The sequence below is a fragment of the Paenibacillus sp. FSL H3-0302 genome (assembly GCF_037982245.1).
Taxonomy (GTDB): domain Bacteria; phylum Bacillota; class Bacilli; order Paenibacillales; family Paenibacillaceae; genus Paenibacillus_AQ; species Paenibacillus_AQ odorifer.
This window is the reverse complement of the sequence record NZ_CP150284.1, coordinates 3,558,766-3,580,698: the sequence shown is the minus strand read 5'-3', so window position 1 is coordinate 3,580,698 and position 21,933 is coordinate 3,558,766. Positions and strand designations below refer to the sequence as shown.

General features: G+C 44.4%; 19 protein-coding genes. 3 read left to right on the top strand and 16 right to left on the bottom strand.

Annotated elements, in window-relative coordinates; genetic code table 11:
• Positions 1–270: 270 nt before the first annotated feature.
• Both MHH50_RS15815 and MHH50_RS15810 read right to left on the bottom strand, forming a co-directional pair.
• A complete protein-coding gene (locus MHH50_RS15815) occupies positions 271–852 on the bottom strand; it encodes a TetR/AcrR family transcriptional regulator (RefSeq protein WP_076279708.1) in 582 nt (193 codons plus the stop codon).
• A gap of 91 nt (positions 853–943) precedes the next feature.
• On the bottom strand, positions 944–1,954 hold the full coding sequence (locus MHH50_RS15810) for a fumarylacetoacetate hydrolase family protein (RefSeq protein WP_076279707.1): 1,011 nt from the start codon (positions 1,952–1,954) through the stop codon (positions 944–946).
• Positions 1,955–2,109: 155 nt separating this feature from the next.
• Between MHH50_RS15810 and MHH50_RS15805 the strand changes: the two genes are divergently transcribed.
• Positions 2,110–3,132, top strand: coding sequence for an MBL fold metallo-hydrolase (locus MHH50_RS15805; protein ID WP_076279706.1), 1,023 nt, complete (start codon positions 2,110–2,112; stop codon positions 3,130–3,132).
• Between the two features lie 198 nt (positions 3,133–3,330).
• Here MHH50_RS15805 and MHH50_RS15800 read toward each other — a convergent pair whose 3' ends face one another.
• Both MHH50_RS15800 and MHH50_RS15795 read right to left on the bottom strand, forming a co-directional pair.
• Positions 3,331–4,155 (bottom strand): hypothetical protein, encoded by an 825-nt coding sequence (locus MHH50_RS15800; protein ID WP_076126537.1) that lies wholly within the window; start codon positions 4,153–4,155, stop codon positions 3,331–3,333.
• 85 nt (positions 4,156–4,240) lie between these two features.
• Positions 4,241–4,834, bottom strand: a complete 594-nt coding sequence (locus MHH50_RS15795; RefSeq protein WP_076277362.1) for an RNA polymerase sigma factor — start codon at positions 4,832–4,834, stop codon at positions 4,241–4,243.
• Between the two features lie 273 nt (positions 4,835–5,107).
• Here MHH50_RS15795 and MHH50_RS15790 point away from each other — a divergent pair, with 273 nt between their 5' ends.
• Entirely contained in the window at positions 5,108–5,599 is a 492-nt protein-coding gene (locus tag MHH50_RS15790; protein ID WP_076277361.1) for a DUF1036 domain-containing protein, read from the top strand.
• Positions 5,600–5,749: 150 nt separating this feature from the next.
• Here MHH50_RS15790 and cydC read toward each other — a convergent pair whose 3' ends face one another.
• From cydC to MHH50_RS15765, 5 genes are all read right to left on the bottom strand, one after another.
• Entirely contained in the window at positions 5,750–7,477 is a 1,728-nt protein-coding gene (gene cydC / locus MHH50_RS15785; protein ID WP_076279705.1) for a thiol reductant ABC exporter subunit CydC, read from the bottom strand.
• On the bottom strand, positions 7,474–9,318 hold the full coding sequence (gene cydD / locus MHH50_RS15780) for a thiol reductant ABC exporter subunit CydD (protein WP_076281797.1): 1,845 nt from the start codon (positions 9,316–9,318) through the stop codon (positions 7,474–7,476). Before cydD ends, cydC begins: the two co-directional genes overlap by 4 nt.
• Before the next feature lie 68 nt (positions 9,319–9,386).
• Complete coding sequence (locus tag MHH50_RS15775; protein WP_076126522.1) at positions 9,387–10,403, bottom strand: cytochrome d ubiquinol oxidase subunit II; 1,017 nt, start codon at positions 10,401–10,403, stop codon at positions 9,387–9,389.
• Positions 10,400–11,764: a cytochrome ubiquinol oxidase subunit I gene (locus MHH50_RS15770; protein ID WP_076126520.1), complete on the bottom strand. Its 1,365-nt coding sequence runs from the start codon at positions 11,762–11,764 to the stop codon at positions 10,400–10,402. Before MHH50_RS15770 ends, MHH50_RS15775 begins: the two co-directional genes overlap by 4 nt.
• A gap of 550 nt (positions 11,765–12,314) precedes the next feature.
• Positions 12,315–14,162: a hypothetical protein gene (locus MHH50_RS15765; RefSeq protein WP_340033114.1), complete on the bottom strand. Its 1,848-nt coding sequence runs from the start codon at positions 14,160–14,162 to the stop codon at positions 12,315–12,317.
• A gap of 107 nt (positions 14,163–14,269) precedes the next feature.
• Here MHH50_RS15765 and MHH50_RS15760 point away from each other — a divergent pair, with 107 nt between their 5' ends.
• A complete protein-coding gene (locus MHH50_RS15760) occupies positions 14,270–14,878 on the top strand; it encodes a TetR/AcrR family transcriptional regulator (protein ID WP_081386336.1) in 609 nt (202 codons plus the stop codon).
• Positions 14,879–14,960: 82 nt separating this feature from the next.
• Here the strand turns inward: MHH50_RS15760 and MHH50_RS15755 are convergent, their stop codons facing one another.
• From MHH50_RS15755 to nikC, 7 genes are all read right to left on the bottom strand, one after another.
• Positions 14,961–15,950 (bottom strand): alpha/beta hydrolase, encoded by a 990-nt coding sequence (locus MHH50_RS15755; RefSeq protein WP_076277355.1) that lies wholly within the window; start codon positions 15,948–15,950, stop codon positions 14,961–14,963.
• Positions 15,951–16,203: 253 nt separating this feature from the next.
• Entirely contained in the window at positions 16,204–16,953 is a 750-nt protein-coding gene (locus tag MHH50_RS15750; RefSeq protein WP_076306592.1) for a class I SAM-dependent methyltransferase, read from the bottom strand.
• A gap of 7 nt (positions 16,954–16,960) precedes the next feature.
• On the bottom strand, positions 16,961–17,716 hold the full coding sequence (locus tag MHH50_RS15745; RefSeq protein WP_340033113.1) for a methyltransferase domain-containing protein: 756 nt from the start codon (positions 17,714–17,716) through the stop codon (positions 16,961–16,963).
• Positions 17,713–19,386 (bottom strand): nickel ABC transporter substrate-binding protein, encoded by a 1,674-nt coding sequence (locus MHH50_RS15740; protein WP_076277352.1) that lies wholly within the window; start codon positions 19,384–19,386, stop codon positions 17,713–17,715. The genes MHH50_RS15745 and MHH50_RS15740 overlap by 4 nt, the downstream gene beginning before the upstream one ends.
• Positions 19,387–19,404: 18 nt before the next feature.
• Positions 19,405–20,253, bottom strand: a complete 849-nt coding sequence (locus tag MHH50_RS15735) for an ATP-binding cassette domain-containing protein (protein WP_076217688.1) — start codon at positions 20,251–20,253, stop codon at positions 19,405–19,407.
• A 37-nt stretch (positions 20,254–20,290) separates the two neighbouring features.
• Positions 20,291–21,076, bottom strand: coding sequence for an ABC transporter ATP-binding protein (locus MHH50_RS15730; RefSeq protein ID WP_076126508.1), 786 nt, complete (start codon positions 21,074–21,076; stop codon positions 20,291–20,293).
• On the bottom strand, positions 21,073–21,909 hold the full coding sequence (nikC, locus tag MHH50_RS15725; protein WP_139330157.1) for a nickel transporter permease: 837 nt from the start codon (positions 21,907–21,909) through the stop codon (positions 21,073–21,075). Before nikC ends, MHH50_RS15730 begins: the two co-directional genes overlap by 4 nt.
• Positions 21,910–21,933: the final 24 nt, after the last annotated feature.

Here is a 21,933-nt window from a genome sequence, read left to right as displayed (position 1 = left end):
TAAGTACAGCCCTGGATAATTCCAATGCAATAGGCATGATTGTCTTGCATTTAAGCTCGTACAATAACTCTGACTCGAAAGTTTGGGTATAGACTAAATACAATCCTGAGTCCCCAAAAAAAAAGCCCCTAAAAAAATTGGGCTTAATTAATGGTCAGTTTCTATATAATGCATCCACGTATTTTATTTTCCATTACTAAAAATAATCACCACATCATCAACCGTCGCTGCATGCTCTTCCATTAGATGAATGGGATAAATCAATAATGCTTATGACTGAGCCAAAATTCCTTTAACAAACAATGAGACACTATGCTTGTAGAACTCTTCCTCGGTGACGAATTGGGATTGATATTGCCGGTGAATCAGTTCACTCATCTGAAATCCGTAGCACATCGAGAGAAAAGACATTGCGACAAGACGCTCATCCTGTCTGGCGATAACTTTTTTCTTCTGCAAGCGTTCAAAATATTCAACCAGCAAGGAGTGAAGCTTCGCCGGCGGATCGGCGAGCATTCTGTCTAATTCGGGAAGCATTCCTTTGTCGCGGATGCCAATCAAAATGATGTCCGCATTTTTATGGAAAAACAAACGGTACTGCTGACTTACATTCAGCAGATCGACTTCCGGATTATCGGTCGCTTCCTCTTTTAACAGCTTCTCAAATTGCGGAATATCCGAATGTCTTTCAATGATGGCTTCCAATATGCCTTGCTTGCTACCGAATTGCCGAAAAATCGTAGATTCATTGACTTTAGCTTCCGTTGCAATGGCTTTGGTGCTTACTCCCCGATAGCCATTCTTTTTGATGAGCTGTGTCGCGGCTTCAATGATTCTGTCTGAAGTTTGCATTGTATTTCTCCTTTTGCATATGTTAATCCTATTCTACTACAAGTTTTGCATATGCAGCAGGGTTGGGGTTCATCATTTTGATAAACGTTTTTTAAGGCAAATCGCTTCTTTTTTCCCAGCGGCTTGGTTCCGTAATCTTGACATGATCAGGCACCAATTGCGTGAGCGTGCCTAATTTATCAAATGTAATCTGGATTCGGTCAGAGGGCAACAGCCATTCTTCGGTCTCGATTGCGCAGCAATCCGGTATCGTCCCCATTCCTATAATCGTGCCCGGGAGCGGCGTGAAAACTTTGAGAACCTCCTCCATCACTTTTGCAGGGTGTGCAGCATACTCGGATGTGCTCCCCTTCCAGTGCAGTCTCTCCCCGATGCATACATTCACATCCAGTACCAGCGGATTGTCGATTTCATCCGGCGTAACCAGAAATGGCCCTATTCCTTTGCTGCGATCAAAATCTTTGCAGCGCGTCGGTCCGGTCAGCCCCTGGAAGTCCGGCCATTGCACATCGCGGACAGTACTGTCATTAAAAATAACATAACCTGCAATGCAGTTCTCCATCCCTGTAACAAAGGCCAGCTCCGGCTCAATATCCAGGTAGGAAGAGTACGAAGGCCAATGAATCGTATCTCCATCGCCAATTAATGCATTATGGTTACATTTGTAATAACTGAAAGTTACTTTGTTCGGATCTTGCTGGAATTTTTCAGCAATTTTTTGTTTAAGCTCTTCTCTTTCCGGCCCTGTATATTCTCTTTGCAGCAGATTTACGCCAGCATTTCTCAGATGTCTTGGTGTCAGTCCGAAATCGATAAGCGCAGCCGGATTTGGAACTGGCGGCAGCAGGTTTACCGCTACAATCGGGCAGATTTCATTTTCATTAAATTGATGCGACTGTTCGACCGCATATTGCATTAATTCCTTAGCGGCATCATAACTTGCCGGCAAATAATGAAGATAGCTGTCCATACTTTCAAGACTGTCAACGAATGTTCCCTGCTTTTTCATGATTGCGGCAAAAGACACGACAAATTTCTCGTTAATTACAAGCCCAAACAAAGGTTCCTGGGATATTTTGGTTTGAAAGGTTACTAGCTTCATGTTGCAGCGCCTCCATACATGTAGTGTGATGTTGTTCTGTTACATCATATTACATGGAACAAATGCATGCAAGTACATGCTTGCAATTATGTTTTCCACTCTCTATAATAAAGGCATGCTTTACCCCAAAAACATATACGTAAAGGAGAATTTTTATGAAGTATGGACGTATTATCCAAAAACCTCGCGTTAAATTTTTTGAAGTCGCAGATGGCGTCTTTGCTGGTATTTCGCCGTATCGTGGGATCAGTTGGGCCAATGCCGGATTCATCAACAAGGGTGACGGGTTGGTGTATGACACGTTTTTCGATTTGTTCCATGCGCGGGAAATGCGGGAGGCTTTTATGGATGTAAGCAACGGCGGCTCTCCCGCATATGTGGTGAACTCGCACTATAACAGCGACCATGCCTGGGGAAACAAAGTGTTTGAAGATGCTTGTATTATTATGCACAAGGAAGCCTCCAGAGAGCGTCTCACCGAAAATATCGCTTGGATGGACAGCGTCATTAGAAGAGGAAAGAATTCTCCGGAATCGACTCCGGGCGAGCGGTTTTTTGCAGCGGAATTTGAAGGATTTGACCTGGAAGGCGTAGAATGGGTGCTCCCGAATATTGAGATAAAGGACGATATCAACATCCGTCTTGGCGATACGGAAGTTATGATTTACAACGTAGCTCCAGCCCACTCTGATAGTGACTTGCTGTTGTGGATGCCAAAAGAAAAAGTGCTGTTCGCTGGCGATGTCGTGTTTAACGGATGTACGGCATACAGTGAAGAGGGAACCCTCAATTGGGTTAAAGTGCTTGATCGCATTATTGATGAAATTAAACCCGAAATCGTTGTTCCAGGACATGGCGCCATTTGCGGCTTGGATTTCGTAAAGGAGCAGAGAGACTACCTCTTGAACCTGATCAGCGAGTTCAACAAGCATTACAATGATGAAATCGATTCCTTGTCTCTGACCAAGCAAATGGATATTTCCCGCTTCCTTCATTGGATACAGCCAGAACGCTTGTATGTTACAGTGGATATCCTATTGAAAAGCAAACGAGGGTTACCACCCCTTCCAGTTTGGAACGAGGTGCCTGCTAAGCTGGAAGACATGAAAGCTTTTTTGGCTGGAAAATATGACAATCAGATCAAGCCATGGGACCCTATGAGTGTTTGGCAAGAATAGCAATTTACAGCTAACCTATGAAAACAAAAAACGGCCCTGTCGTAAATGATGCGAACAGCGGCCGTTCTTTTGCATTGTTCCACGGAATTAAAATCGGTGCTTAGAAACGATTATGATAAAAATGAAGAAGGACTATGGTTTACTAGAGGGGAATCCCCCCAATTGGATGGGAGGAGATTCCCGTTGTTGTTGTATTTATTATTCCAAATAGCCTTCGGCAAGTTTCATTAGGGTTTCTTTGCTTACTTTATTTAGGTCACCTCGTAAAGTATAGGCGTATTTCAGCTTTTTGTCTGGGCTCTCGTATACCCATTTCAGCTCGTGCGTCTGCGAAGGAGCAAATTCTGTATGCAGCATTTCTACTCCCTTCACTTGAACCTTCTCCTGCTTAAATTCAACCTTCTCGTCAATATACATTGTAGGATCGCTCTTTCCACTCAGATTAGTGATATTAACCCCGATTTTATCTTCGCCATTTTGATACGTAGCAAAGAGAAGGAAAAACTGATCTGTCATTTCAACCTGCATCATGGCATATCCCTGATTGGATTCTTCCGCCTGCTTTCTCAGCTTTTCTGCCATTTTCTTTTTTTCTTCCGAAGAAGGAGGATTCACTTCCTGAGCATTTTTAAAGATTACGTCCGCCTTTTGGAATGTATAATTTCCATTGACTTTGTCTGCGATCTTAATGGATTTATCCGTAATCTTATCTCTCAATTGAGAAAGATCTTGGAAGATAGTCACCTTCGTTCCAAGAATTGTTTCATGATTCGGATTATTGGCAACCATATAGAACAGCCCAGCTTCCCCGTTCTTTAGCACCTTATCCTTAAGTTCATAAAATGCCTTGTAACGCTCTATATCATCTTTCGATTCTGTTTTTCCGTAATCTTTCGTCGATTTAGTCTCATATACGACTTCGCCATCCTTATTCGTCAAAGAATGATATTGAACTGCCGCATAACCTGTGGAGGCCATTAACATCATCCCTACACACGCAGTCAAAACAACTTTATATTTCATAAAAAACCTCTCCTTTTCTTTTGGCTTAGCATGTAATATTCTCATTACTTTTCCTGTCAAGTCGGCGTCGGGAATGCGCGGGTCATCAAACAGTTTTTTCAAATCCCGATCCCTGTCCATATTCATACACTCCCACTCCCTTCACTTGAGCGTAATACTTTCGAAATTTTGCAGATGTACGTTCGTACCTTTTACGAAGGCTGGCGCTGTTTTTACCGAGAATCAATCCAATCTCCTGATAGCTTTTATCCTCGACACAACGTAAGATTAACAAATTACGCTCTTCCGCCGATAATTTTGCCATGGCCTGATGTACGGATTCATCAAAATAGTTGGCTTCAATATGCAAATCGACTTCATTATTTTCTTTCTCATCTTGGTAAAAGAAAGGCAAATATTTCACCAACTTTCGCTTACGAAGGATGTCGATACATTGATGGTAGGCAATCTTGTATACCCAGGCGCCAAAATCCATCTGATATTGGGTATATTTTTTCAAGGTGCGGAAGGTCTTCAAAAATACCTCCTGTGCGTTTTCCTCGGCTTCGGCATAATTGCCCAGCATGTGATAACAGTAGAGAAAAATCGGTTTTTGATAAATCTCCATGATTTTCTCGAATTGTTCTGTGTTCCCATCCAACACATCTGCAATGATCTGATTTAACTCCGTATCATTCAAGCTGTCTCCCCCCCTTTCACTCTATACAACGAAGAGCTCAACCTAAAATGTGACAGCAATAAAAATCATTACAATCTAAATCGAGCTTCGCAAGGAGCTTGTACGATCCTTTTCCGTAAACCACCTATCAATTTAGTGCAGTCCGCTTGATTTAATAGTTACGTTTCCCTTGTACAGCCTATCTTTTTTTAACGCTCAATCTGTCTATTTCACTTCTATATATTTTTACATATATTAACATTGTGTTTAAATCTATTGAATGGAGTGATATAAATGAGTCTTTATGTACAAAATAATACCTCTAACTATATTTGGCTTGCTATTGCTCACTATGATCCGACTTGTAGCCCTACCACTTATGTTAAAAAAGGGTGGTACCGATTAGTCCCAGGCAGAAGTTCACTTATAGTAACTGGATCATCCGCAAATCAAAGTTACTATTATTACGCGTATGACAATTCCGGAAATACGTGGAGCGGTAATTTCTACACGTATATTCCTAATGCGGTCTTCAACATGTGTTGGATAGAAAGATGCCAGGGCACAGGCTGTAACAGGGTAGGCTTCCGTGAACTCAAAGTTGGGAATTCTCAGAATTATACTTTAACTTTTACGAATAGAACCAATAATTCATCAAAATTAAGAAATGCTATATTGTCAAAAAAAGGATCTCTGAAATTCAAATTGGATAGATCGAGCATAAGAAAGTTACCCGGTAAGGTGGGTAAAATCGGTAGGGTTATTAGACCTTTGCGAGGCTTATAGAATAGGTTACTTTGAAAACAAGGCGAGGGTATAGTTTTTAGAATTTATCAGAAGCAACCTGTAGAACTGTTTCCTGCGGGTTACTTCTGATTTTTTTAAGTAAGATAGTTTCAGGAGATGAAGTTTAGGGAAGTCGAGGTCACTAAATCATCAGTCCTCAACTTCTCCGATCATTTGCTGTTCGATTTGTTTCATCTCATAAAAATAGCCTTTTTGCCCCATCAACTCCGAATAGGACCCCGTTTCGACTACCCTGCCTTGGTCCATGACCACAATCTGGTCCATCTCTTCCAATCCGGTTAGCCGATGACAAATCAGGAGAAGCGTATCATTAGCCGCCTGTGCGTAGAGATGCTTCAAAACATGATGCTCTGTCACATAATCCAGCGATGAAGTGGGTTCGTCCAGAAGCCATACCCGTCCTTTACGGAGCATCGCTCGCGCCAGAGCCAACCTCTGCTTCTCGCCGTCTGACAGATTCTCCCCTTTTTCATACACCATATCGGTCAACGATGTATCGGGCAGCTGCATTTTTGCTAGCACATCCAACAATTGTTCGTCTGCATGTTCTTCTCCATTCAGCAGCAGGTTGTCTCGGATCGTTCCCCGGAAGAAATGACTTTGCTGAAACACTACAGTAGCCGTTTGCCAAATGCTCGTTTCATCCAGTTCCTTCACCGAAATGCCGTTTAACCGTATATCACCGGCCGTTGGTGTTCGCAGCTTGAGCAGCAATTCGATAATCGTTGATTTTCCTGATCCACTCGGCCCGACAATCGCCGTTTTGGAACCAGGTAAAATGTGCAGGGATACATCCCTGAGCGCCGGTCTCCACTCCCCTTCATATTGAAACGTAACATCGGATAGCTCCATCGTAACGGCATGATCAACAGACAATGTGCCACTTGGCTGCGAGGACTGCTCATCAAAGGTCTGAACTGTTTCCGTCAGTCGTTTGGCTGCGTGTTCGCTGTCCTCTTTATACGCAGGTAATGTGGCCATAGCCGCCGCTTCTTCAAATACGGTTTGGGATGCCATGACCAACATGGCAAGAAATACGCCTGCAAGCGCTCCTTCCATAATTAAATAGGCGCCGAGCGTCAGCACTCCCCAGGAAACGAGAAACGTAACAAAAGTGTGCATCGATTGCCCGCGCAACAAGTGCCCGGCTGCTCGTTGCTGTTCAGTTGCCAATACAGCGGAAGCGTGCTGAAGCTGTTCCTCCCGTTGTGCCAATTGACCGTATACTTTCAAATCCCGGAAACCGTACAACACTTCGGTAACTTCCGTAGACAGCTGCGCCCTCTGCTCACGAACGCGTCCATGTATTCTCCGCTGCCCGAGTAACACAATTCCCGGTACAACGAATGCCGTTATCAGCATACCTAGTACAAACAAAACGGCAATCCAGATCGAAAAGGTAGAAGTAAACAGCACCGTAGCCAAAAACACCATGACGACCATGATCGGAGGATAAGCGACTCGCAAAAAATAATTTTGCAAACTTTCCACATCCCCAACGATCCGCGCAAGCAGATCCCCGCTTCGATTTTTGTTCAATATACCAGGCGTTAAAGGAATAAGCTTGGCAAAAAAGGATGTACGTAAACGGCTAAGCATGGAGAATGTCGCCCGGTGAGAATACAAGCGTTCTCCATAACGACTCGCCGCCCGAAGCAGACCCAGCAGTTTGACCATGGAGGTGAGTACAATTAAAGTATAAAGCGGTGGCGCAAATACCGTTTGCGAAATCAGATATCCGCTCGCAGAAAAGAGTGCCACACCGGCTATGCCGGCGATAAATCCACCCAAAATCGAAAGAATGATATCCTTGCGCTCCTGAATCATCGCCTTTGACAGAACAGCCAGTTCATTCATGAGGATATCCCCCCTTTCCGCTCTACATCAATCATCTCGGCATACTGAGGCAGGCGCTCCAGAAGCTCGTCATGTCGTCCCGAGTCCACCAACACTCCATTGTCCATAAACAAAATCTTGTCGGCTTGTTGAATCGTATATAATCGGTGAGCTACCGTAATCATTGTAGCCGTTTTTGCCAGTTTGGCTATGGAGCGTTGCAGTACCCGCTCGGTGTGCAAATCCAGTCCAACTGTGGGTTCATCAAACAAAATGATAGCAGGACGCTTCAAAAAAGCGCGTGCTAAGGCAAGCCGTTGCTTTTCCCCACCAGACAGTCCCCGGCCTCCTTCACCAACAAAGGTATCAAATCCATGCTCTAATTGGGCTGTAAGCGCAGCGAGTCCTGCTTCTTCCCCCGCCCGCTCAATTTCTGCCCTGGAGATGCTCCCACGAGCACCAATCGCAATATTTTCAGAAAATGTGCCTGCAAAAATATACGGATGCTGCGTAATGTAGCTAACATGTTCGAACCATTCAGTTTCATCGTATTGCGAGAGTGGACTTCCATTCACCAGAAGCGTTCCAGATTCTGGTTTCAGCAGACCGGCAATGAGATGGAGCAAAGTCGTTTTACCGGAACCACTTTTACCTACAATCGCAATATGTTCTCCCGGTTTAAACTGGATCCGACCCGTCTCAAGCTTGAATGAATCTGGAGCATACTGAAACCGGAGTTGGTCAATTACGATGGACGGCGGTATTAAAAGGTCTCCAGAATGGGTAAGTTCCAATTTGCTTATTCTGTCGGTCCTATCACCAACCTTATCTATGTTGGCTATCACGTCGATTCCAGTGGATGTCCCTGCGCCTTCATTGCTATTCAGGTTTTTGCTCCCCCCTGCCGTTTCCTCAAGCATCTGTTCCACCTTACGAACCGCTCCCATACTTGTCCGGCCACTGTGAAAGGCCGTTCCCGTATTCTTTAACAGGTTGTAAAACTCGGGAACGAGCAGCAAAACGAGAAAGGCGGTGTGGAACGTCATAGCTTTGAAAACGAGCAACTGGATGGCCAGTTCAAGAGCGACAATGCCAATGCTAAGCATTACGATCGATTCCAGCATGAAGGTATTCGTAAACGCAATCTTCAAAATGCCCATTGTGGCATCACGATAACCCAAGCTACTGCGCTCGATCTCCTGTTGCTGACGGTAAGCCCGTCCAAATATTTTCAATGTCACCAGTCCTTGAAGAGAATCCAGAAACGTCCCTGAGAACTCAGCCAGTTGCGCATATTTTTCTTCGGATTTGTTCTTCGTTTTCAGCCCTACCAAAATCATGAACAGCGGGATGAACGGAGCAGTAAACAATAGAATGAAACCTGTGTTGGCATGTTGGATAAATGTAACGACCAAAATCAGAACCGGGATGATAGCAGCTTCCATCATACGCGGCATGTATTGACTGAAATAACTATCGGCCTCATCCACAGCATCCAGAGCAACACTGACCTTTCCTCCTGTCTGTCCACGAAGGGTTGAAGGCATGGAGGCATGAGTCAAGTTTTGCAGCACGGCAGCGCGCATATTTGTCTTAGCAGTGGCAGCCATATGTAAGCCAACTATACCGTTTCCATAAGACAACAGTGTGCGCACAGCCATAACAGCTAGAAGTATGCCGAGCAACAGGATAACCGATGAAAATGAAGCTTTCTCGACAAAAATCCGTTGGACTGCTTCAGCAAGCAGTCCAGCCTGACTCACAATAGCTATACCAAGCGCTAGTGAAATGATTGCGAGGAGAGCCATGTTTTTCCTTTGTGAAGACATTTGTTGAGAAATCAGACTGGATTTCCTCTTCACAGATCACACCTCCTTTATCTATAGGCTTGTAGGGAAACCTCAAACATACCGTAATGGATTAATCAGCTTTATTTTTTCCCTTTAACATAATCCGCATCAAACAGGAAGAGTTTGAAGACCAGAATAAGGGATGGGATCAACAGGCATAGACCGCCGATAAACACAATAACTAACGCTAAGCCCATTGCCGGTGAAGTTGCACTGCTCTGAATCGTGATATACGGATCAAGAATATAAGGGTATTGCCCAATCCCATAAGCGAAAAAGGCACAGAAAAACTGCAACATGACGCATATAAAAGCTAATCCGTAACGGCGTCCGTTATATAATAGCCACATCGCGATCATGAAGAAAGCAACGGAAAGTGCCAGCAACCACCATAAATCCATCATATTTTGAAAATGCCGCTCATTGTGTTGACCCAAATAGATAAATGCTGTCAGTGCGAGGATTATCGTCGGTGTGCTCCAAAACAGGGCGTAGTTGCGCATCAGCTTCAACGCGGAATGATCCTCCGCCCGAGAAGCGTAAAATGTCAGAAATGAGCCGCTAATGAACAAAACGGACACGATTGCCAGTCCAACGATACTCCACGATAACGGATTGGTAAACAGCGCCCAGTAATCTAGAGAAACCGTTTCCCCCTGCTTCACGATAAAGCCGCCTTCAGACAAAGTTAGCGCCACTGACAACGATGCTGGAATAAGCAAACCTGTAGCTCCGTACAAAAAAAGATATACTATGTTTTTCTTGGAACCGTAATTTTCAAAAGCATAGAATGAACCGCGAATCGCAAGAAGAATCACCGCAATGCTTCCCGGAACAAGTAACGCGGAGCCATAATAATAGGCTGTGTCCGGAAAAAAACCGACGATGCCAATATAGAAAAAGATAAAAAATACATTTGTAATCTCCCATACGGGTGATAAATATCGGGAAATCAGACGATTAATGAGATGATCCTGCTTTGTTAAACGTGCATAAAAGGCGAAGAAGCCCGCTCCGAAATCAATGGAAGCTATAATTAAATAGCCGTACAAAAACAGCCAGAGCACCGAGATGCCAATCAATTCGTAACTCATCATTCAGTGCCCCCCTTTTCCGTAAATTGATTAGGATGATCCTTCATCCATTTCTCCATCTCAGCTTCTGCCGGATTATTGTTGAACAAGCGTCTCAGCACGATTACACACATACTGCCGAGTACGATGTACAAGAGCAATAAGGCGAAGAATATAATTCTTACATTCGGTGAAGACGTGGCAGCCTCCTCAACACGCATATATCCACGGATAATCCACGGCTGTCGGCCAATCTCTGCATAAAACCATCCCAGCTCAACAGCCAGAAAAGCGAGAGGGGCGCTCAGTGCGATGATGCGAAGCATCCACTTGTTAAGCTCATTACGCTTTTTCCAGAACACAAACAGAAAATATAGAAACGAAATCGCGAGCAGAGTAAATCCAATTCCGACCATTAAATCAAACAGATAATGAACGAGAAGCGGTGGCCATTCTTCCTTGGGGAATTCCTCGAGCCCCGTCACCTCTGCATTAAAGTCTCCAAAGGCCAGGAAGCTGAGCAGCTTCGGCAGATGAAGAGCCCCTAGAACTTCATGCTCTGCATTCAGCCATCCCAATAGCACCAAATCCACACTGCTGCTCGTCTCAAAATGCCACTCTGCCGCTGCAAGCTTCTCTGGCTGATGCTCGGCCAAAAACTTGGCGGACACATCACCGGCTAACGTGTTCAGCAAACCGAATAGTAAAACGACTGCCATCATTAGATTTAAAGATTTTTTGTGGTATGCGGACACACCTTTTCTCAGCATCGCGAAGGCTGCAATCCCGGCTAACAAGGCAGCTCCAGTCAAATAGGCCGAGCTTAATACATGGAACACTTTGGAGAACGTCGCCGTATTCAGCATCGCTTGCACCGGGTTAATCGCTGTGAATTGGCCTGCTTCCATGACAAAGCCTTCAGGCTGGTTCATGAATCCGTTCACCGTCGTAATAAAAACGGCAGACATGCCTGCCCCGGCGACAATCGGTATCGTCAGCAGCCAATGGATATACGGATTTTTGAACCGACCCCACGTATACAAATAAATGCCCAAGAAGATAGCTTCAAAGAAGAACGCGAACACCTCCATGAATAACGGAAGTGCAATGACATTCCCAGCCAGTTTCATAAAATTCGGCCATACCAGGGCCAGTTGTAGTGAAATCGCTGTACCGGTCACGACACCAACCGCCACAGAAATGACAAATCCTCGAGACCACCGCTTTGCCATAAGTGTATAATGGGGGTCCTTCTTCCGAATCCCGATAAACTCTGCTATAGCGATCATTAGCGGTATACCGACGCCAATCGTCGCAAAAATAACGTGGAACCCGAGAGTCAAGCCTGTCACCAGCCTGCTCCATAGCACCGTATCAATTGCCATTCTTTACTGCTCCCTTCAAAACACTGTTCATTTTTCTATGATTAGGCCTGCTAACTGTTGGCTGCATTCAATATCAGGTTTAGCAAGGTTCAGCGACATCGTTGCCTGTTCGTTTTAGTATGACGTTCATCGTTCTTTGCTATGTAAAAAGAGAAAAAATTCACAAAGCAAGAGTTGGCGAGCCCGATTTATCTGATACTGAGCAGTCAAAATTATAATGTGACCTAATAATTAAAATCATCTTATCTTAAATTGCAAGTAATTCAATCACAGATATCTCTTAATCCCTAAACGTTCAAGAAAGGGTCAAATCTTTCTGACAACTCAGTGAATAACACAAAAAGTACCCGAAGGAGCTATTGATTGATTAGTGTATATGTGATGTCACAAGTTCCCTCCTACTTCGATGCTGGCAAAAAAACGATATTTTCTCATTTTGAGCCGTAATATATCCCCCTTTTGCAACAAAAAAACACTGACTCAAATCATCAGTGTTTTTTGAATTAAAGCTAATGTCATCTTCGTCATGACAAATCTTGATCTGCCAATATCATTTAGTACGACCGTAGAAAAAAGAATACCCATCTGACTTCCCAAGCTTAGTCGTCTCCGTTCCGTCCACTAGCTTGACCGCTTTCAGCAACGATACAATTTGCGTATGCATTAGCTTTGCATCAAATTTGTCCCTCTCTCTGTTGTCACTATCCACGAGCAGATAGTCGGGCATTGGAATGAAACCAATCACCGGTATCCCTGCTTCAAATAAGGGCTGACTCTCTCCAAACTCAAACTTGTTATGTCCACGCAATAATACAGTACGTGTGCTATCTGTCTTTTCAATAGCCTTCAGCCAAATGGCTGCCATCATTTCATTGCCCGCATAGGTATATTCTGTACTTATTTGTCCAGTTGGACCATAGGAACCCGAATCATCGTCCTTCCACTCCATGCTGCCTAAATGCTCGACCGTAATTCCAGCTACAGCTTTTAAATGGCCATTCTTGCCATCCCACAGCTCTCGATGCCCCTCCATCCAGGTGGAAGTTGCCTGAGAGGCCCCTTTGAACTCCGGTAATCTAAAATGCCCTGTCACAAAAGCAAATATCATCGTACGTTCCGGCTGCTCCTGCTGTAAGTAACGAATCATAGACAGCATGCCCACAGCGCCATTCTCCTCCACCACATTTATCCCATCCGTATGAGTATTTACGATAATTGCTTCGTCTTTATTCTTACCGTCAATTTTCACAAAAAAGGATTCTGTTGGGGCATCTTTTTGTATTTCCGCTTCTAAAATAACCGTACCTTCTTTATGCTCCTGAGCTGCGCTGATCACCTTTTTCCCTTCCGTTTCATTCACCCAAATCGCAGGGATTCCAGCATAATCGGTGGTAAAAGGTACATATTGCTCTTCAACCTTATCGTCAGATACCCCTTTCCAGACTAAAACAACAGCTTTTACGCCCTTTTCCTTCGCTTGCTCCAATTTAGCTTCTTTTAAAGCTGTAGTGAGGACCAGATCGCCTTCATTTGGGGCAATTTGGTTGTCCATTGGTGATGAATCCCGCATATTCATAACGATCCCACTTGGAAAATTTCTGAAATTCTCAATTTCAATGACAGCAATTTTTCCGCTGGCCTGGCCATATTCACCACGCTTCGTATACACCAGCTCCCCAGTTACACCTTTTTCGTCAGTTTCTCCGGAATAGGGAAAAGCTGAAGAGACATGAATTGCCTGCTGATCAATCATTAAAGCACTGTTCTTTTCTTCCCATCGGTCAAAAGTATAGCGATCACGAAATACTTGCAGCCCCATATCCGTTACCTGTTGCTCCAGCCAAGCAATAAACTGATTGTGACCCTCAGAGCCGGTTGTACGGCTTCCAAAAGAATTCATTACTTCAATATCTTTGAGCATCACTGCTGCAGAATCCAATTTACGTTCATCGATCGTCACTGTCGTATCAGCAGCTAATGCTACAGGTGTTGTAATAGGTTTTGCATAGACTCCAATACCCCAAAGTGCAGTAACGATAAGTGCAGCAATGCTGAATAACACTTTACGAACCACTAGAAACGGAGTAACTCTTCTGCTTACCTTTTGCCCCAAGAGTCCTCTCCATATGCCCGCTATGATCAGCAAGAGGATAGAAAACGCAAGCAGCCAAAAATTTCTTGTTAGTAAGAATAACCCTTCTGCCACCATCGCACTAATAAATACTACATGTAACTTCTCACGCTTCTTTAATAGTAAAAAAGAGATGCCTAATTCTGCTAATAAAAAGATGATGGTCACGATTGAGATTACCGTTTCTTTGCCAATGAATACCGTAGCACATAGTGCTAGGATCAAAAGCAGCACCGCTGACAATCGTCTATATAAGATTTCTAACATGACGCCCTCCCATTTTAACTAACGATTATTTTGACATTACATTTGTAATGCCTTATGGTTTTAGCATATTGAAAATACTCATGAAAAACAATGAAACGAACATCAGAATGTACAAATGGAGGGGAAATGTCATCTCAAATCATGAATTATACAGTCCAAATACCTCTCAGCATCGTTCCAATAAAGAAACCAACCGTTTGACAAGAGAAGCCATCTGTACGGCATTAGTCTTCTTGATCCAGGAACAGCCTTTTGACAAAATCACCATCACCGATATTGTGAAGCGCGCAGGGGTTTCTCGAACAGCCTATTACAACAACTATTCCTCCAAGCAAGAGATCCTGGTGGATTTGGTCGATTCGCTTATTTTCGAAATTAATCAAAAACTCTTACCTTACACCAATGAATTAACAGGCAAAGCTAAAGAACCTCAAAAATTTATCAAAGTGCTTTTTGAAGTTATTTTTCAGCAGCGGAACATCTACAAAGCACTTCAGAGTGCAAAGTTTGATCATGTAATTCTGGATTGCTTGAATGAAATGATGCTTTCTACTGCTCATGACAAAAGCGACGAGAATGTGTACCGAATATACTTTAAAGCGGGGGCCCTCTATAATGTTCTCCTTAAATGGATACAATCAGACTTTGCAAAATCCATTGACGAAATGACCAAAATTTGTGTTGAGGTATACCATACTCCAATGTCCCAGGAATAAGGTTTAAAAATCGTGTTTATAAATGAAAAAACAAAGAAACCACGGAACCAAGTTCGGCTCCGCAGTTTAATTATCAACCCTACTATTGAATTTGAATTTGTTTCATGTATTCTTTGAATGCCTCAGCGATTTCTTTGTATTTTGTATGATGCAGATAATGTGACCCCTCCATTGGGATCATTTTGCCCTGTGCGGATTGTTTGACTTGCTCCTCATGCAGCGGAATCCACTGTTTATTGTGCTCGTTGTTCGATTGAACGAAGAGAAGCAGCGGCAAGTCATTTGGCATTGTGAGTTTTTCTCCATTTTTGAAATTGGAACCGAGGTGGCCCAGTTCATTCATCAACGTTGGATTGGTCGCGACTTGATTCGAAATCAAACGCATCTGTTCTTTGGTATGCTCATCGAACGCAAGCGATTCATAGGGATCTCCGCTCACTTTTTGGACCAATCTCATTAGACCTGATTTTTGAAGAAATTTCATGGCGTTCAAAGGTAATTTGACATCCATTCCGGGTTGATTGGGAACGCTGCTATCGATGCCGACAAAAGCAAGAACTTCATCCGGATATGTGTTCACATAGGTCGCTCCGTAAAGTCCCGCGATGGAATGTCCCATTAGAATGTAACGGTCTAAACCCAGTTGCTGCACTGCTTCGTGAACCTCACTTACTATATTCTCAGTCGTTCTCTCCTTCTCGGTTTCATCGCTCAAACCATAACCGAAAGGCTCGACCACCACGACTTTATAATTAGGGGTAATTTCATCGATCAGCAATTTGAAATCAAGTGCAGGCGTCGGGGTTCCTTGTCCCGGTAGGAGTACAACCGTTTGTTCACCGCTGCCTTGAATAAGCACATTCATTTTTTTTCCATCCACATTGACATACTGGCCATACGATTCGATTTTCTTTTTCTCTACCCCATCGCTAATAGAATCAACGATAAAAACGATGCCCATGAACAACACGAGCGCCCCTACAATACCTCCGATTATTTTTAACCATAGGTTCCGTTTCTTGTGGCTCTTAGTCCCTGTTGTTTTTAATTCCACCTTATTTGCCACGTTCATCTCTTCCCTTCCTTGTCCCTGTATCTGAAGTGCCGCCTTGACGACATATTCAAAGTGTAATCAATCAAGATGTACCCTTCGTGACGACAATATGAACGGAATATGAACAAGTCAAAAAAAAGAGTTTTTAGATCAACATCAAATCGGAAATGAAATAATGTTATTGTCTTTTGCTCAAAAAGCAGCGCCTCTCATTTAGAGATCGCTGCTTTTATTGTTTACTTCATTATATGTGTAGGTTCTCACTATTCTATTATTTCTCAGCACAAATCATGAACATTGGTGTTGACCGGTTTAAGACTTGCTGTTTCGCATCCAGTACTTTGGCGTTCAAATTCTCTTCAGCAAAAATATTAGCGAAGCCTTCTTTTTTGAGAGTCCGTATATCCCACTCGGGACGCCATTCTCTGGTCAGCGGCAATACAAGACTCAGACGGTCTGTCTCCTCTATGTCCTTATGATGCGGGAGTTCACCAAAGCCCTTATCTACATAGTTTTGCTGATCCTCTACTCGCTTTTGCTGCATCTCTTCGTCCCAGAGATGGCGATTCCAGTTGGCATCAAAAACCAGCAGCCGTCCCCCAGGCTTAAGTACTCTTCTCCACTCTTTGTAGGCTGACTGCGGATCGGTAAGGCTCCAGGTGACATTGCGGCACACGATCAGATCGAAGCTCTCCGCAGCAAAGTCAAGCTTGTGCGAATCCATCTTGCGGAAAGTAACGGTTACACCTTCCCGAATGGAGTGGGCACGTGCTTCTTCCAGCATATTGTCGGTACAATCGATCGCAGTAACCAGATGCCCGGCACTCGAAAGAATCACAGAGAAGAAGCCAGGACCGCAGCCAATATCTAGGACATGCAGTCTTTCCTTCTGCGGTGCATTAGTGAGAATAAGCTTCAGCCAGGCTTCCCGCTGGAATCCGTTGAGTTCCTTCTGAATGCCTTCGCTGTACAGCTCGGCTTCGCCTTCCCAATACATTTCCACCTCTTGTTGTATACCCATTTATCATTCACTCCTTCTTGGCAAGTATCATGAACCGGTTTACATTCTGGTAACCGTATTTCAAATAATCTAGCGGCATCGCACGGGCAGGGATAAAGTTCCGGTGAACATCTATGGTTCGGAACCCGGCCTGTTTCAGCGCTGTCTCGTCAGCTTCAGGCCGTAATACATTAACATATGGCAACTCGCTTAGCAGGCTTTTATCTTGACTGCTTCGCTGGCGGACTCTTTGTTCTGTGAGCAGAATCAGTGTCCAGGACAAGGCATACCAAAGTCTACGGAATACAGTCTTGCTCTCTTTATACAAATAGTTGCCGTCAAAAACAATCAGGGTCCCGCCCGGTTTTAGAATCCGATACCATTCAGCATAAGCCCTCTGTGGATCAGGAAGCGTCCATACTACATCCCTGCAGACCACTGCCTCAAAGCTATTCTCTAGCTCCATATGCAAATCGGCAGCATCAGCGACATAAGCTGGAACTTTATATCCATAACTCTCAAAATTTCGTGAAGCTCTATCGATCATTCCCTGAGAGGTATCCACCGCTGTAGGCAGATGACCCATCTGTGATAAGAGTATGGAGAAAAAGCCAGGCCCTGTTCCCACATCCAGCACCTTTTGCTGGGGAGTTGTTCCCAACCCTTTAATAAGCAGTTGTTTCCAGAGGTTTATGGTTTTTTTGCTGCGGAATTGAGTCTGTATGACTTTGTCATAACTCTCCGAGCTTGATGTCCAGTATTTCGAAATCTCTTTTAACATCATTTTTCTCCTATGTCGAGTAGATTCCAGAAGACCGGCATAAAGGTGGAGTACCCCGGTTTAAATCCAGTCACTCTATTATTTACTGCCAAGATATCGTCAGGGAAATAAATAGCTGCAAACATAGCCTCCTGATACAATTTGGAGAAAATGGAGTCATATGCGGTCTGACGTTCCTGAATATCGGTTGTTCCTACTGCTGTGTCAATCAGTGATTCTAGTCCAGGATCAGACCATACGACAGCAGATGCGTCAGCTGTTTTATGAAATAGGGACAGCAAGAATGCATGCGGATTATAAGCATCATCATAAGTCCGGTACATGATTAGATCATAGGCTTTGCTTGTCCATAAGGCATCATAATAAGCATTCGGCTCAAGAACCTGAAGATTCACTCTAATGCCAATCTCCTTTAACTCAGACTGAACCAGTTCACTGATGGACTTCCATTCGGGATATTCAGCCTGCTGCAGCACGAAGTTAAGCTCAAGCTGCGCTCCGTCCTTCTGTACAATTCCATCTCCGTCCGAATCCGTGTAACCGGCAGCTGCTAGCAGTTGCTTCGCTTCCAGCGGATTGAAGCCGTACCAAGTATTATTGGACTCCGTCACATAAGGAACTGTCAGCGGGAACAGGCTTTGAGCTTCACTGCCGATACCGTCCATAAGATCTTCGACAATGCTTTTTTTATTAATTGCCAAATTGATAGCTTTTCGCACATTCAGATCTTGAAGTGCGGGCGTTTTGTAGTTAAAGATCATGAAATGAGAGTTTGTTCCTTGTGCTTTTTGCAAAGTTAGTGAAGAATCCGCTTCAATCACTGGCACGCTTTCGACTGGAATCTTTCCCATTTGTCCCCCGGCAATGTCAATGTCTCCAGCTTGCAGCGCTAGTACTCTGGACTGTGGATCTGGGATTACCTTCAAAATAATTTTCGACAGCTTCGGCATTTCTCCCCAATACTTCGGATTTCTGACGAGTATGGCTTCCTGATCTGTTTTGTAGCTCTCTGCCATCCATGCGCCAGTTCCAATCGCTTTAATGAATTTACCCGTAATATCTCCTGCGGGTTCCACAGCGGAAGGGCTGATAATTCGGACCGGTCTTGCAAAGGATAACTCGGTTAAGAAGGGATAATACGCTTTGTTGAATGTCATTGTGATCGTATGTTCGTCCACAACAACAAGGGATTGCATCGCAGTTGCTACATTTAACGAATTGGCTGGATCCTTAATCCAGCGTTCGAAGGAGAATTTAACTGCGTCGGCATTAAACTCCGTACCGTCAGAGAATTTGACGTCATGGCGAAGATGGAACGTATATACTTTCCCATCTTCTGAAATATCCCAAGACTCCGCAAGCGACGGCAGTATTTCGCCTTTTTCACCATACTCCACTAACCCCTCATATATCATCGCGTGCACATTCATCGAACCATCATAGGCACCGGCATCCAATCGGTCTATACCGGCATCAGACGATATAGCAACAGTGACTGTCTTGTCCTGAGCTTCAGATCCTTGTGCAGCTTCATTATTGGCGGTATTATTGGCTCTAGCCGTAGAATTGCTGTTATTACTGTTGCTGCAACCTGATATCAACACAACTATTACAAGAAGCATAAAGAATAACGATTTTGATAATAGGTTTTTTGTCTTAGGGTTCGTTCTCATTCTTGGTACATCCTTTCTCTACTTAACATCATAGGAATGGCTGGGTTGCCACTCCTCTCCCAGTCTCTTCTTTCTTAAGCGGGGGTCCTGCACAGGTACCGAGGAGAGCAATGTTTTTGTATAAGGGTGGTCTGCTTGCTGCAACATGGTTGCACCCGATTGCTTCTCTACAATTTCCCCTTGACACATCACAGCCACACTGTCGCAAAAACGATTTACAACTGACAAGTCATGTGTAATGAATACATAGGATAATCCCAGCTCATGCTTCAATTCCTGCAGCAGATCCATCATTTGCTTTCGCAGGGTGACATCGAGACTTGAGAAAGGTTCATCGCAGATAATCAACTCCGGCCGCAAGGCGATTGCGCGCGCAATTCCGACCCTTTGCTGCTGTCCGCCGCTGAGTTCATGCGGATAGCGGTGAATATGCCGCCTTTCAAGTCCCACAAGCTCAAGTGTGTCTGCTACCGTGGCCCTGCGGGCTCCAGCCTTCCTCTCTCCATAGTTTCGAAGAGGCTCCCCGATAATTTGCTCTACCGTAAACAACGGATTAAATGAAGCCAGACTGTTCTGAAACACCATCTGCATCTTCCTGCGGATCATGCGCATTTCGCTAAAGGTCCAATCCGTATAATCCTCGTTCCGGTACATAACTCTTCCGGAGGATGGTTTCTCCAGTCCCAGCAGAAGTCTGGCCAAAGTGCTCTTACCACAGCCACTTTCCCCCACTAAACCAAGGGTCTCACCGCTCTCCAGACTGAGAGACAGGTTGTTGACGGCATGAACACTTCTGGCATTACGTGTGAACCACCCCCTTTCCATCCCATATTTCTTGTTCAGGCTTACCGCTTTCAATAACTTCAAGATCACCACGTCCCTGAAAAATGTAATATTACCGTTGTTATCTGCACTCCATTAAGTATTTAGTATAGGGATGCACGGGATTAGAAAAGAGTTCAAACACATTGCCTGATTCCACAATCTTCCCGGACTTCATCACATATACATAATCTGCAAGCTCCGCAACAACGCCAAGATCATGGGTAATTAATAGGATGCCGACATTGTTCGTCCATCTGATTCGGTCTAGCTCTTTAAGAATCTGGGCTTGAATGGTTACATCCAATGCCGTTGTAGGCTCATCTGCAATTAGCAATTGTGCTCCGGATACCAGGGCGATGGCGATCATTACTCTTTGACACATACCACCGCTAATTTGAAAAGGATATTTATTGAAAAGCAATTTAGGCTCGCTGAGCCCTGCTTGCTCCATCTGCCTCATGGCAAGCAGCTTTGCTTCTTTTCCCGATATACGCTTGTGCAGTTTAATCGTCTCCATGATCTGCCTGCCAATAGTAAGTACCGGATTCAGCGCGTTCATAGGATCTTGAAAGATAACAGCCATTTCTGTTCCCCGAAGTTTCTGTAACTGACGGCTGGAGCACTCACGTAGATTGTTACCCTTAAGCCAGATTTCTCCACTCTCAACTATGCCTGGAGAATCTACTAATCCTAATATGGACATTGCCGTAACACTTTTACCGCTGCCGCTCTCACCTACAAGTGCGACAATCTGCCGGGATTTCACCTCGATACTGACATCATCAACCGCTGTAACTTTATAACTGCCTGTGTGAAAGCAGGTGCGTAAATGACTGACCTTCAGCAGTGGAGACTCTGCCATCATATTCTGGCCCCCCACTTTACTACAGAATTGAAAGCACGCTCTGGTTGTCGCAAGCCTTCTCCCAACAGATTAAAGCCCAGAACCGCCAGCATGATCATCATTCCCGGAAATAGCATCAACCGCGGCTCCGTTTGAATATAGGCACGGCTGTCGTTCAGCATTACTCCCCATTCCGGTGTAGGCGGCTGAGCTCCCAAACCCAGAAAGGACAAACCCGCAATGGAGAGCATAATCGTACCCACTTCCATAGAAGCAAGAACCAGAATAGGCCGGGCTGCGTTCAGCAGAATATGCCTGAAAATAATTTGTAAATGAGAAGTGCCTGACGCTTTGGCCGCTGTAATATATTCACTTTCCTTGATTTGAAGGACCATACTGCGTATCACTCTGGCATACCCCGTCCACCAGACAGCAGCAAATGCGATTAGCAGATTCTTCATACTGGGACCTAGCATGGCTGTAATAGCAAGTGATAGGATTAAGCTGGGAAAGGCAAGCAATATATCTATGATCCGCATAATCAAATGATCGATCTTGCCGCCAGCGTAACCAGCCAGTAAACCAACAGGGATGCTAATCGCAAAAACAACGATCAACACCATAAACGAATAATTTAGGGAGGTTCGGGTCCCATAGATTAACCGGGATAAGACACAGCGTCCCAGATGATCCGTACCGAGCGGGTATTGCCAGGAAGGTATAGCCAGTTTGTGTTCCATGTGAATCTGCAGCGGATCGGAAGGTGAAAGCCATGGGGCAAAGAGTCCAACGGATATGAACAAAAGTACTATGCCCGCTCCTAACCTTGCTCCCTTATTCTTAAATAAGCTAATACGAAATATGACAATCCGCTCCTT